Origin of the sequence: Wolbachia endosymbiont (group A) of Scambus nigricans (assembly GCF_947251485.1) — a bacterium.
Taxonomy (GTDB): domain Bacteria; phylum Pseudomonadota; class Alphaproteobacteria; order Rickettsiales; family Anaplasmataceae; genus Wolbachia; species Wolbachia pipientis.
Genome location: NZ_OX366356.1, coordinates 1,138,296 through 1,150,902, shown reverse-complemented (window position 1 = coordinate 1,150,902; position 12,607 = coordinate 1,138,296). Strand labels below are relative to the sequence as shown.

The following is a 12,607-nucleotide window of genomic DNA, read 5'->3' as shown; positions in this document are numbered from 1 at the left end:
TAACTTGTTACTAACTTAAAATTCAGTAAAAATTGGCGTTGTTCAACTTGTGGATAAATATGTGAGTAACTTTCGTATATTATTGATTTTCTGTTATGATTTATGTGTATAAGTAAGGTGTTTAGAGTGTTAGTAATTTTCTTTTATGGAAAATACTTTACCATCATGCATTGTTACACAACTATGTATATGTTGTTGAAAAAGTTGTTGATCAATTGTTGGTATTTTATATCAACAAATAATTCACAAATTAATTTGACATTATTCACATGCTTATTAAACATTTAATGACAGTTTTCTTGATAAATCTAATCTGAAAACGTTTTTGCCATTACAGGGAATAAATTGAGTAAAAAAAGAACCTTAGTAGAAAAAATAGCATATAGAATTTTTCTCTTCCTTTTCAAAAAAGCTTCTGTGTTGAAAAAGTGTGCGACTGAGGTATTAATGAAAGATCTGCCAGAACTTAATATATTTAATGGTCTATTAAAATTCCGCGATTGTGGTATAATGGATATAATGACTCCACGTACAGAGATATGCGCAGTAGACATTGAGTCAAGCGAGCGTGAAATAATAAAGAAGATAAAAAACACTTGCCACACTAAAATACCAATTTATAAAAATAACTTTGATAACGTAATAGGTTTTTTTTATGTAAAAGATGTTATTTTTAATAGGGATAAAAATTTTAATCTGAAACATATTATACAAAGCGTAATATTTGTTCCACACTCGATGAAGACAACTAATCTTTTTGTTAGGATGAACTCTTCTAAATCATGCTTAGCTATCGTATTGGATGAATATGGTGGAACTGATGGTTTAATTTCAATGACTGATCTTATAGAGGAACTAATACCAAACATTGATAGTGAAAACGAAATAAATTCAGAATATACCATTACTGAATTGTCTCAAAATAAGTTTGAAGTATCAGCAAGGGCTCTTATAAAAGATATAGAAGAGGATCTAAAAATAGAATTACGTGACCCTGAAGAAGACTATGTTACACTTGGTGGTTTGATTCTTTCGATTGCTGGTAAAGTACCTTCTGTAGATGAAGTCATTAAATATAAAAATGGTATGAAGTTTATCATCAAAGATGCAAATGAGCGCTACATTAATAAAATAGTACTAGACTTAAGTGATTACAAAAATTAGATTTGATACCCCTTGTCGGGGAATGCCTTGACACGAAGAAAAAGTTGTAATAACCAAATATGCAACTCAAGTTATAGTTAAACCTATTTCCAGCAAATTATTTTCGCAAGTATAATGCATTTCAGTGTTATAGTACTCTAATAATAAAGAAGTCATATAGATATTAATATCTTTTGTATTTAAATTAGTGTCATTTTTTTTGATTAATTTGTCTACTAATGATTTGCTTATTGGTTTGTGTTCATTTAGAATTTTTACAGTTAATAGCATTTTATCTTCTGTTTGACTCAGTAAAACAGATACTAGTTCAACTTCCGCCACTGCACTGGCTATAGTTAGCACCATATTAGAAATTATCTTATTTATCTTTTCAATTAAATCTTCCTTATTTTTTGCAGAGTATGCGTCTATTTTCCACGTAAGCTTTACTTTTTTTTTAATAAATAATTTTCGATATTAGATTTGGTTTTATCAAAGCTATAATTATCCATTGAAGAAGAATATGCCTGCTTCATAACTTTATGTTTATATATTAAATCATCGGAGCTTTCTTTAAGAAACAACAACGCTTCCTTCTGCGCATCAGCATCATTCTTATCTATTACTTCAAGCTCTTCTACGCCAAACGTCATTCCATTCATAGAGTTAGCAAAGTCATGAAGCAGCCGTCCTGATAGCAGTTCCGTTATTAACAGTATGTTTTTGGTATTTTCGTTCATTGGATAATTATTAATGATTTAAGTTACCCTATATTGGTAAGTATATAATAGTCAATTAAGAGAAAGTTTCGTTGCACTTTTTATATCAAGGCATTAATATAGTATTAACAATTTTAAAATTTATAAAAGGATTATGAATACTTATACCAGATCAGGAATAGATATTGAACTATATAATAAGTTAATAAAAGAAGTCAAGCCTATTGCTCAAGAAACTACTAGAGAAGAAGTAATCAGCGAAATAGGTTCATTTTCTGCGTTATTTGATTTTGCTGCACTAAGTAAGAAGTATGACCATCCAGTACTCGTTTCCTCAACTGATGGAGTAGGTACGAAACTGTTGATAGCTCAAGAAGTGAATAAACATGATACTATAGGTATAGATTTAGTTGCAATGTGTGTAAATGACTTACTTGCACAAGGAGCAACGCCTTTGTTTTTCCTTGATTACTTTGCAACAGGCGTTTTGACCAAAGATGTTTTATTATCTGTGTTTAAGGGCATTGCAGAGGGGTGCAAGCAAGCTAAAATAGCATTGGTTGGTGGGGAAACTGCAGAAATGCCCGGAATGTATGGTAATAATCACTATGACCTTGCAGGGTTTGTGGTTGGTGTAGTTGATCGAAAGCAAATTCTTCCAAACTGTAGTATGATGAAAGCAGGTGATTATATAGTTGGATTAGAGTCAAGTGGAATTCACTCAAATGGGTTTTCTTTAGTGCGCCATGTTTTCAAAAGCTTAGGTATAAATTATAACGATACATCTCTATGGAATAATAAATCTTGGAGTGAAATACTACTTGAACCAACAAAAATATATGTTGATTCTTTGCTGCCTATCATGTCACAAGTAAAAGGTATTGCGCACATCACGGGTGGTGGTTTGGTAGACAATATTCCGCGAATTCTTCCAAAAAACTTATTTGCAAACATAGACATTAATTCCTGGAAATGGCCAGATATATTTTTATGGCTAACAAAGGAGGGTAAAATAGAGAAGAAAGAAATGCTAAAAACATTTAATTGTGGTATTGGTATGGTATTGATCGTAAGTTCTGAGAATATGCAAAACGTGAAAAATCATTTCCAAAAACGTGGAGAAAAAATTGAAATTATTGGAAAACTTGATGAGGCATGTAACCCTCCACTTGATAGAGTAGTATTTAGTTAACCTAACTTTACTGACAGTCTTTTTGCAACTTCTAGGTATGCTTCCTTTAAATCTCCTAAATTCAAACGAAAGACATCTTTGTCTAGCTTTTTATAAGTATTTTTATCCCATAATCTGCAGTTATCAGGGCTAATTTCATCAGCTAAAACGATTTTAGCACTGTCATTTATTAATCTGCCAAATTCTAACTTGAGATCAACTAAATATATACTTGCATTTGAAAATAGGTGAACTAATATTTCGTTGATTTTTAAAGTTGTAGTTTTAACTTCATCCATTTCTTTGCTAGATAGCCAATCAAAATACAGTATGTGATTTTCACTTACCATTGGGTCGGCTAAGTCATCATTTTTGTAAAAAAAATCGATTATAGGAGATGCAAGCCTCTCACCTTCTTTGATATTAAAACGTTTGCAAAAGCTGCCAGCTGCGACATTTCTAACTACTACCTCAAGAGGTATTATCTTGAGTTTTTTGACTAGCTGTTCTCTTTCGTTTAGAGTTTTTATAAAGTGTGTGCTAATTTCTGCTTTCTCAAGCTTTTCCATGATAAAAGCACTAATATGATTATTAATTATTCCTTTACCATCGATTATTTCATATTTTTCCTTATTGAATGCTGTAACATCATCTTTAAAGTGCTGTATGACAATTGATAAGTCTTCAGTTTCAATAATGGCTTTCGCTTTACCTTCGTATATCGTTTTATTCAGTGACATGTTTAATTTAACTATATATTATATCAATTTACTATTCTTAGAGTATAGCCCCAAATAACTTAAAATAAACCTTAATGGCATTCAATGTTACAATATTAACCATATTCCCAGAAATGTTCCCGGGGTTTTTGAACTATTCTCTTGCCGGAAAAGCGTTAGAAAAAAAAATATGGAACCTTGAAGTAATAAATATTCGTTCTTTTGCGAAAGATAAACATTCAACTGTGGATGATGTTCCATATGGAGGTGGAGCAGGAATGGTTATGCGTTCTGATGTAGTTGGTGATGCAGTAGATAGTATGCTCTCTGTTCATAAAAACACTAAGTTTATTTACATGACTCCATCTGGAACTAAGTTTAATCAGAATATTGCCAGAGAATTATTAGAGTTTCCTCATATAACAATATTGTGTGGTCGATTTGAAGGTATTGACCAAAGGATAATTGATGCGTATACTCCTTATGAGTTAAGTATTGGAGATTATATACTTTCAGGAGGTGAGCCAGCTGCAATGGTGGTTCTTGATGCATGCATTAGACTTCTTCCAGGTGTAGTAAATAATACCGATAGTATTACTGAAGAAAGTTTTAATTATGGTGGTGGTGTACTTGAATATCCTCAATATACTAGACCTGAGCAGTGGAAGGGATATAAAGTACCTGAGGTTTTGTTATCTGGCAATCACAAAAAAATAAGTGATTGGAGGCAGAAGCAGTCTCATGTTATAACAAAAAAGCGTAGGCCTGAATTATTGAGTGGAGAGATAAATGACAAATTTACTTAAAAAATTTAACGAACAGCAAATGCAAGTGTTAGCTAAAGAAATACCAGAATTTCGTCCTGGCGATGATTTGAAGGTCACTTTTAAAGTAGTTGACGGTACAAGTGAACGTATACAGATATTTGAAGGTGTATGTATATCAAAAAGGAACCGCGGGTTACATTCTTCTTTTGCAGTCAGAAAAGTGAGCCATGGAGAAAGTATAGTGTCTCAGTTTTTTGTTTATTCTCCTGCACTGGTTTCAGTGCAAGTGACAAGAAAAGGAAAGGTTCGTAGAGCAAAACTGTATTATCTGTGCAAACTATTTGGAAAAGCTGCAAGGATCAAAGAGCGTACTACTTATGTTAAAAAGAAATCTAAGTAGATACAATAGGGAGTGATGTCAATTGTGTCATCTCAGAACTCTCTCTTGTCATCCCAGTGCTCCGACACTGGGATCCAGCATTCATTATTCTCCTTTTGGTTTGTGCTTTCATGGAAAATGTAAAAATTATTTGCAGGCAAAGCCTGCTGGATCCCAGTGTCAGCTACTTGCATGACAAAAAAGGGGAAAGTTTTTTCAAATCCTCGTGTAAAGAAAAGTAAATGAGTATAAAGAAAAAATTCCTTAAATTACTTCAGTCAAGACGTGTACATGCTCGTATAAAAAGGAAAAATAAAAAGAACAGAGCGCTACGCTTTTGTTCTTTCACGGCACTAGTTATCTCACTTGGCTGTCCTGTGTGTATATTGTTGAGTATATTAGTTAACTCTTACAGTGCCTTAACAGTAACGAAAATTTTATTGCCAGTTGAAATAAATGCTGATCTTGCTTTGGCGAGTAATCCTAGTGATTTGCGGTATAAGTCCATTGGCTTACTCAACGATTCTTTACGTAAGGTGTTTGGAGGAACTGATTTTAAAGACGGTGACGAAATTTTAAGTCGTAATTCTTACAAAGAACTAGAGAAATTTTTTCGTAAGAAAGTAAAAGATAGTGGTGAATATGAGATCTGGTTTACCGCGTCAAGTATAATTAATTCAATAAATAAAGATAAATATTTGAATGATCGTTATGCTAAATTACTTGATTGGCTAAAAGAAAAAGGGAGAGTGAAAAAATTTTTTAATAAGTCTTTATTCCTTAAATCTGACTCTCGTGAACCTGAGAATGCAGGGATTTTAGGTGCATTTATCGGCTCATTGATGACAATTATAGTGTGCCTAGCATTAGCATTACCAATAGGAATTATGTCGGGCATCTGTCTTTACGAATTTATGCCTAAAAATAGGCTCATGACCAATATTGTAGAAATTAGCATAAATAATCTTGCTGCAGTGCCTTCAATAATATTTGGTGTAGTAGGCTTAACTCTCTATCTTGGCATATTTGGGCTACCACGCTCTTCACCACTTGTTGGTGGAATGACTCTTTCATTTATGATGTTACCTAATATTATAATTGCAACAAAAAATGCCTTTGCGAATGTTCCTATTACGATAAAAGATGCAGCGTTTGCGCTCGGTGCACCTCACATCAAGGTGATATTAGATCACTCTTTACCGATTGCGTTACCAAGAATAATACATGGTACTGTGCTTGCAATTGCAAGGATTTTAGGTGAATCTTCTCCTTTACTTATGATGGGTATGGTGGCATTTATTGCTGATACACCTACGTCCTTTTTCGATCCGGCGACTGTTCTACCTGTGCAAATATACATATGGTCAAGCAATCCTGAAATTGCATTTGTTGAACTTGCTGCTATCGCAATTATAGCTTTATTATTGGTGTTATTTGCGTTAAATTTAGTAGCAAATTTTGTAAAAAGGAAATTCGAATTTTTTAATTTTTAGCAATTCATGAAAATTACAGTCCTATCTGGTTATGGCTTAAATTGCGAAAAAGAAACTGCATTTGCATTTATGGAATGCAGCAGAAAACTTGGTATTGGTAATATTGAAGTAAAAATCGTTCACATTAACGATATCATAGATAATCCAGGTGAACTGAAATTAAGCAATATACTTGCAATTCCAGGGGGTTTTTCCTATGGTGATGACACTGGTGCTGGTAATGCGTTTGCTTTACGTATTAAAAACAACTTGTTGGATGAGTTTCAAGAGTTTTTATCTCAGGACAAGCTGATTATAGGAATATGTAATGGTTGTCAGATATTAGTAAAATTAATTCCAGAGTTCTCTAATCTAGCTTTAATCCATAATGATATAGGCAATTACCAATGCCGCTGGATTAGAGTGAGAGTTAATCCGCAGAGTAATTCTGTTTGGCTACGGGGTCTGAGTGAACTATATCTCCCTATTGCTCATGGGGAAGGTAAATTTTTTATGGATCAAGATATTTTGAACCAATTGATTGAGAGCAATTCCACCGCATTACGTTACATTGATAAAAATGGCAACTATGCTAACCTACAATTTCCTTACAATCCGAATGGATCTACATACGACCTAGCAGCTTTATCAGATAAAAGTGGAAGAGTGCTAGCTTTAATGCCCCATCCAGAAAGGGGAATATTTTTTACCCAGCAAGATAATTGGCCCCTTGAAAAAGAAAAGAGCAAGCGGTTAGGTGTTGCTGTGCCAAAATATGGCGATGGAATGCTTATATTTGAAAATGCACTGAAGTATTTTTGTTGAAATTTATTGATAGGGATTTATGGTCGAAATTATCCCCTGATATTGCAAAAAACTTGCTTGACAAGCCTTGCCAGTCCCCTTATCATGAAACTGAAGCTATTTATCTTCTCTGTACAGATTAAATGACAAAAAAACTCAACGTATCTGGCGTCTCATGTTTAATTTTTTGCACTATGTGCACTCTATGTCTTTATCAAATTTCTAGCTATACAAGCTGAAATACGCTTATAAAGCATTTAAAACATCAAAAAACGCCAACTTAAAAAATGGATAGTGAATAATTAGCTACCCCAGGGTTTCTTTTGCCTTTTTTTCTGTTTAGTAAATTTCTTAATGTTTATAATTTAGATTAGTTGCGGCTTAAAAGCAACTGAATCGCGGTTATTAAACGTTTATAGCTCTTTTTACAATAATCCGAACAGACCGTAATATGCTACTGGCCTGCTATAGCCATAAACACATATCTTATCGCATTCGGACTATTATAAGAAAGGCTATAGAATAAAAAAACGCCATACTTGAAAGTATAATGTAAGTAATTAGCCAACCACGGGGCTTCTTTTGCCTTTTTTTATTTGGTAAATTTCTTAATATTTATAGCTAAACAACAACCGTCATCCCGCTACTTATTAGCGGCTGAGATACCGCAGCAGTATGACGGTTCGCGGCGGCATAGTATAGCCTTTCTTATAATAGTCCGAATGCGATAAGATATGTGTTTATGGCTATAGCAGGCCAGTAGCATATTACGGTCTGTTCGGATTATTGTAAAAAGAGCTATAAAAGTCATAGCAGACAGACTTGAAGCGGCAAATGTTGGCAAAATGAGGCGAATAATATTCAATATGCCTCCGCGTTCAATGAAGTCCCTGTGCGCTAGTGTTGCGTGGCCCGCATGGATACTGGGAAATCAGCTAACTGCAAGAATAATAGTTGCAAGCTACTCTCGGCTGCTTAGCGAAAAGCACTCGCTCGATACAAGATGCATAATGCAGTCTAGTTGGTATAGAGAGATGTTTCCAGAGGTAGAACTATCCAAAGATCAGAATACCAAATACAAATTTCAAACAGTGCAGAGAGGATACAGAATCGCAACGTCAGTTGGAGGGACGTTAACAGGTGAAGGTGGTGATTTCATCATCGTGGATGATCCACTGAGTCCCTCCCAAGCTTTGAGTGAAACGTTTAGAAAGCGTGCTACAAATTGGTTTGACCAGACTTTAGTAGCCAGGCTCAACAATAGAAAAAAAGGAGTAATTGTTCTTGTGATGCATAGGCTACATCAATAAGATTTAACCGGGCACCTTCTCTCCAAACCGAAAAACATATGGAACCATACTTGTTTACCGATGATATCTGAAAATAAGGAGATTATCTATTCAATCAAAAAGCCAGCGCCTCCTTTTCTTGTTCCTGTCACCCGAGTAACTACAAATGAGTACAAAAGCTGGATTACAGCATCAAGTGCTAGAATGACACCACCCGTAATATTGTACTCAAGAGAAGAAGGTCAGTTGCTATATCCCCTTGATGGAGGAAAAGAAGAAGTTGAGATGATAAAGGTTGAACTTGGAAGTTACGCTTTTGCTGCACAATATCAACAAAACCCTCTGCCACTTTCAAGTGGTATAATTAAACGAGAGTGGCTGAAGCGCTATAGAAATTTTTCTGATAGTCTCTCATATGTCACTCAGAGCTGGGACACTGCAGTTTCAACAAGCAGCATGAGCAACTTTAGCGTCTGCACCACCTGGACAAAAGTGGGCAATAAATTCTATTTACTCGATGTATATCGCGCAAAGCTTGAGTATCCAAAGCTTAAAGAGCAAGTTCTGTCACTAGCTGCAAGATGGACACCGCACGCAATTTTAATCGAAGCAAAAACAAGTGGTCAGCAATTGGTGCAAGAGCTAAAGACAAACAGTGATTTACCAATTATCGAAATAGTACCACATGATGACAAACTCACTCGATTTTATCAAATTGTTCCGATTATAGAGTCTGGCAAGGTTTTTCTGCCGCACCAAGCAGTATGGCTGAACGATTTTGAGTATGAGATTTTAATGTTTCCTGAAACTCGACACGATGATCAAGTGGATAGTATAGCCTTTCTTATAATAGTCCGAATGCGATAAGATATGTGTTTATGGCTATAGCAGGCCAGTAGCATATTACGGTCTGTTCGGATTATTGTAAAAAGAGCTATACTAATTCCTGTACTGTCTATAGCAATTTCGATATCTTCCATATTATAGCTCTTTCCATAAAAGTCCGGATGTGATAGGATAAGGGTAGATGATGATAGGGAGGTTGAATGCCAGCAGCATATAGTTATGATTTAAGAAAAAAAGCAATGGAAGCGCTAGACGAAGGAGAAAGCAGAGAAACAGTGGCAGCAAGATTTAAGATTGGACGAACTACTTTATGGGAGTGGCGGCAAAGAAGAAAAGAAACAGGAGACTTTCAATCAAAAAAACTTGGAAATGGGGGTTACAATCACAAAATTACCGACTGGGATACGTTTGCCAAATTTGCCAGAGAACACGGAGGAAAGACTCTATCGGAAATGGCTAAACTTTGGAACAACGTTAGTATCCAAACGATCTATCGAGCCCTTAAAAAAATTGGATTTACGCGCAAAAAAAGACATATGGATACAAGGGAAGAAACGAAGAAAAACGTGCTGAATTTTTGAAAATTATAGCGACAAAAGAACCTAAAAACTTAGTGTATATAGATGAGTCTGGCATTGATAACACCGAAGACTACCCCTACGGATATTGCCAGAAAGGACAGCGGTTTTATGCCTTAAAATCTGGAAAGAAAACTCAACGAATCAGTATGGTTGCAGCCTTAAGTGGAAGAAAGATAGTTGTTCCGTTAACCTTTGAAGGCCACTGTAATATGGATGTTTTTAATGGATGGTTTGAGCAATTTTTGACACCGATCTTGGAACCTGGACAGACTGTCATTCTTGACAATGCTACTTTTCATAAGTCTGATAAGATTATCGAGCTTGCTAAAGGGGTTGGTGCAGAAATTTTGTATCTGCCGCCTTATTCTCCAGATTTCAACAAAATTGAGCATCATTGGTTTGCTATAAAAAACAGAGCCAGGAAAAACATTCCTCTATTCGAATCCTTTCGTCGTGCTGTTGATTCTGCCTTCCTATGACCTGTTCGGACTATTATGAGAAATGCTATACCGTGCAATATTTGCAGTGGGTGAGAGATAGTATAGCCTTTCTTATAATAGTCCGAATGCGATAAGATATGTGTTTATGGCTATAGCAGGCCAGTAGCATATTACGGTCTGTTCGGATTATTGTAAAAAGAGCTATAGCTCTAGGGTCGCAGCTTTACGGGCATTGTGATTTGAGTCTACCAGATCCAAGTAGTCAGCTACTTGCATGACACCCTGACAACCGTCATCCCGCTACGTGTTAGCGGGATCTAGAGATACCGCGAATGAATCGCGGTATGACGGTTCGTGGTGGTATGACAGTTCGTGGAGGTATGACGGTTCGCGGTGGAATGACGATAACTTCGTCATTCCGCTATGTGTTAGCGGCTAAGAGATACCGCGGCGGTATGACGGTCTGCGGCGGAATGACGGTTAAGCAATTCGTCATCCCGCTACATGTTAGCGGGATCTCTTATTAGCGGATGAGATACCGCGAATGAATCGCGGTATGACGGTTAAGTACGTGTTAGCGGCTAAGAGATACTGCGGCGGTATGACGTAGAGCTCGCGTTAGCTATAAGATTAGCTAAATTCTGCACGTCCATAAAAAACAAACCTTCTTTTTCGTCTTGAACGCTAATAATAGCGTGAGTGTTAAAAGGTAAAGGATCATTTGTATGTCCATGGCCTACCCCTTTCATTGTAAATACAGGAAAGTTAACACTTTTTGCAAACCTTTCTTTTACAACTTCAACAAGGTTATCGTTATAGCAGTTAACGAAATCCCCAAAGATTACTGCATGTACTCCATCAAAGATGTGAGCTTGTTTTAGGTGATCTAAACTGCGCTCTATTGCATATGGGTAAACTCTTATGTCCTCTAAAAATAGAATTTTACCTTTCGCATTTATTTGCCAAGCGGTTCCTATACTATTTTCAACTAGAGTCATATTACCACCGATGATTTTAGACTCTAATCTGCCATCTTTTAGTCTAATGCCATTATTTATCGTCTTTAGGTTATCAAATATGATAGAATCCCGCTTGTTAAGAATTAACTCTTTCAATTTTTCAACAGAGCTTTCAGAAACGGAGTTATTTACTATCATTTCCAACATGGTGCCGTGAAGAGTTTGCCAATCATATTTAGCTTGTAGATGGATGTGCAAGGCAGTTATATCGCTATAGCCTATGAGGATCTTTTTGTTTTGAGCAATCCTTTCTTTTTTATCATTGGGTAACTTTTCTAGATAGGGAATTAACCGAGAAGCCCCTTCTCCTCCTCTGATACACCAGATTATTTTACTATCACCGGTTAGTGCACTAATCAAATCATTTGCTCTGAATTCATCAGAGTTGGAATAAAATGGATTATCATTACTATATATTTTCTCCGAAATATGGGGATTAAAATCCAAAGCTTCTACATATTCTTTTATAGTAGTCAGATCTAATTCTTTTCCCTTCGAAGAAGGAGCAATAATATCAACTTGGTCGATTGCATGAATACCTGTGTTAGCACATAAAGTGAGAATGAAATATAAAAGGTAAACAATCATTAAAATATCTTATAAAACTCTTTTTTTAGTATATCATCCAATTCAGAGAGTGGAACTTTCACTCCTAGTTCTTCCATTGACGTGACACCATAATCTTGCAGTCCACAAGGAATAATGCCCTTATAGTGAGAGAGGTTGGGGGAGACATTAAGCGCTATGCCATGATAAGTTACCCATTTTCTTAAACGGATACCAAAAGCTGCAATTTTTTTTTCTACTCCATTGTTATTCACCCAAACACCTATTCTATCCTCTTTAAATTCTCCAAGTATATTAAATTGCTTTAAAACATTTATTATCCACTTACTTAGATCTCTAATATATAGCTTTATATCGCATTTGTTTCTTTTTTTAAGGTTTAACATTAAATATATAATGCGCTGTCCTGGACCATGATATGTGTATTTGCCACCCCTGCCTGTTTTATATATAGGAAATAATTTTTCAACAACGTCGTCATCTGTTGCACTGATTCCTGCAGTATAAAGTGGAGGGTGCTGGAGTAGCCATACTAATTCGTCTGCTGAATTATTGTAAATTTGTTGAATTTTTTCTTCCATAGATTTTACGGCACAGTTATAATCAATAAGCTGATTAGATATTAGCCATTCTGTCATATTCTATTTCTTTTTTTTTAGTATAGCAGTTCGTTTTTTCCTGTCACCCAAGT

General features: G+C 35.4%; 14 protein-coding genes and 1 pseudogene. 8 read left to right on the top strand and 7 right to left on the bottom strand.

Features of this window, described 5'->3' with window-relative positions:
* The first annotated feature begins 345 nt into the window (after window positions 1–345).
* Window positions 346–1,164 carry a transporter associated domain-containing protein gene (locus OPR46_RS06510; protein WP_265043369.1) on the top strand — a complete coding sequence of 273 codons (819 nt, stop codon included), beginning with the start codon at window positions 346–348 and terminating at the stop codon, window positions 1,162–1,164.
* A 66-nt stretch (window positions 1,165–1,230) separates the two neighbouring features.
* On the opposite strand, the gene OPR46_RS06505 is transcribed toward OPR46_RS06510, so the two are convergent.
* Window positions 1,231–1,485 carry a hypothetical protein gene (locus tag OPR46_RS06505; RefSeq protein ID WP_406833319.1) on the bottom strand — a complete coding sequence of 85 codons (255 nt, stop codon included), beginning with the start codon at window positions 1,483–1,485 and terminating at the stop codon, window positions 1,231–1,233.
* A 104-nt stretch (window positions 1,486–1,589) separates the two neighbouring features.
* On the bottom strand, window positions 1,590–1,883 hold the full coding sequence (locus OPR46_RS06500) for a hypothetical protein (protein ID WP_265043367.1): 294 nt from the start codon (window positions 1,881–1,883) through the stop codon (window positions 1,590–1,592).
* Window positions 1,884–2,016: 133 nt separating this feature from the next.
* On the opposite strand from OPR46_RS06500, the gene purM reads away from it, so the two are divergent.
* Window positions 2,017–3,054, top strand: coding sequence for a phosphoribosylformylglycinamidine cyclo-ligase (gene purM / locus OPR46_RS06495; RefSeq protein WP_265043366.1), 1,038 nt, complete (start codon window positions 2,017–2,019; stop codon window positions 3,052–3,054).
* On the opposite strand, the gene purC is transcribed toward purM, so the two are convergent.
* Complete coding sequence (gene purC, locus OPR46_RS06490; protein WP_265043364.1) at window positions 3,051–3,773, bottom strand: phosphoribosylaminoimidazolesuccinocarboxamide synthase; 723 nt, start codon at window positions 3,771–3,773, stop codon at window positions 3,051–3,053. The two genes, purM and purC, sit on opposite strands and share 4 nt — an antisense overlap.
* A 74-nt stretch (window positions 3,774–3,847) precedes the next feature.
* Here purC and trmD point away from each other — a divergent pair, with 74 nt between their 5' ends.
* The 4 genes from trmD to OPR46_RS06470 all read left to right on the top strand — a co-directional run bounded on the left by trmD (window position 3,848) and on the right by OPR46_RS06470 (window position 7,195).
* Window positions 3,848–4,558, top strand: a complete 711-nt coding sequence (gene trmD / locus OPR46_RS06485; protein ID WP_007549279.1) for a tRNA (guanosine(37)-N1)-methyltransferase TrmD — start codon at window positions 3,848–3,850, stop codon at window positions 4,556–4,558.
* A complete protein-coding gene (gene rplS, locus OPR46_RS06480) occupies window positions 4,542–4,919 on the top strand; it encodes a 50S ribosomal protein L19 (RefSeq protein WP_006279489.1) in 378 nt (125 codons plus the stop codon). Before trmD ends, rplS begins: the two co-directional genes overlap by 17 nt.
* A 221-nt stretch (window positions 4,920–5,140) precedes the next feature.
* The gene (gene pstA, locus OPR46_RS06475) at window positions 5,141–6,391 is read left to right on the top strand and encodes a phosphate ABC transporter permease PstA (protein WP_213863204.1); all 1,251 of its coding nucleotides are present in this window, start codon (window positions 5,141–5,143) and stop codon (window positions 6,389–6,391) included.
* A 6-nt stretch (window positions 6,392–6,397) separates the two neighbouring features.
* Window positions 6,398–7,195: a phosphoribosylformylglycinamidine synthase subunit PurQ gene (locus tag OPR46_RS06470; RefSeq protein WP_044471287.1), complete on the top strand. Its 798-nt coding sequence runs from the start codon at window positions 6,398–6,400 to the stop codon at window positions 7,193–7,195.
* A 622-nt stretch (window positions 7,196–7,817) separates the two neighbouring features.
* Here the strand turns inward: OPR46_RS06470 and OPR46_RS06465 are convergent.
* On the bottom strand, window positions 7,818–8,039 hold the full coding sequence (locus OPR46_RS06465; protein ID WP_265043362.1) for a hypothetical protein: 222 nt from the start codon (window positions 8,037–8,039) through the stop codon (window positions 7,818–7,820).
* On the opposite strand from OPR46_RS06465, the pseudogene terL reads away from it, so the two are divergent.
* Window positions 8,020–9,330 (top strand): annotated as a pseudogene (gene terL, locus OPR46_RS06575) (phage terminase large subunit). The gene OPR46_RS06465 and the pseudogene terL sit on opposite strands and share 20 nt — an antisense overlap.
* Here the strand turns inward: terL and OPR46_RS06450 are convergent.
* Window positions 9,285–9,443 carry a hypothetical protein gene (locus tag OPR46_RS06450; protein ID WP_265043359.1) on the bottom strand — a complete coding sequence of 53 codons (159 nt, stop codon included), beginning with the start codon at window positions 9,441–9,443 and terminating at the stop codon, window positions 9,285–9,287. The pseudogene terL and the gene OPR46_RS06450 sit on opposite strands and share 46 nt — an antisense overlap.
* A gap of 66 nt (window positions 9,444–9,509) precedes the next feature.
* Between OPR46_RS06450 and OPR46_RS06445 the strand changes: the two genes are divergently transcribed.
* Window positions 9,510–10,369, top strand: a protein-coding gene (locus OPR46_RS06445) for an IS630 family transposase (protein WP_265043306.1) whose coding sequence is annotated in 2 segments (ribosomal slippage) — window positions 9,510–9,834 and window positions 9,834–10,369 — 861 coding nt in all. Because the reading frame shifts where the segments join, the coding sequence is not laid out codon by codon here.
* Window positions 10,370–10,911: 542 nt separating this feature from the next.
* Here the strand turns inward: OPR46_RS06445 and OPR46_RS06440 are convergent.
* A complete protein-coding gene (locus OPR46_RS06440) occupies window positions 10,912–11,937 on the bottom strand; it encodes an LD-carboxypeptidase (protein ID WP_265043358.1) in 1,026 nt (341 codons plus the stop codon).
* Window positions 11,937–12,554: a lipoyl(octanoyl) transferase LipB gene (gene lipB / locus OPR46_RS06435; RefSeq protein WP_265043357.1), complete on the bottom strand. Its 618-nt coding sequence runs from the start codon at window positions 12,552–12,554 to the stop codon at window positions 11,937–11,939. The genes OPR46_RS06440 and lipB overlap by 1 nt, the downstream gene beginning before the upstream one ends.
* Between the last annotated feature and the right edge of the window lie 53 nt (window positions 12,555–12,607).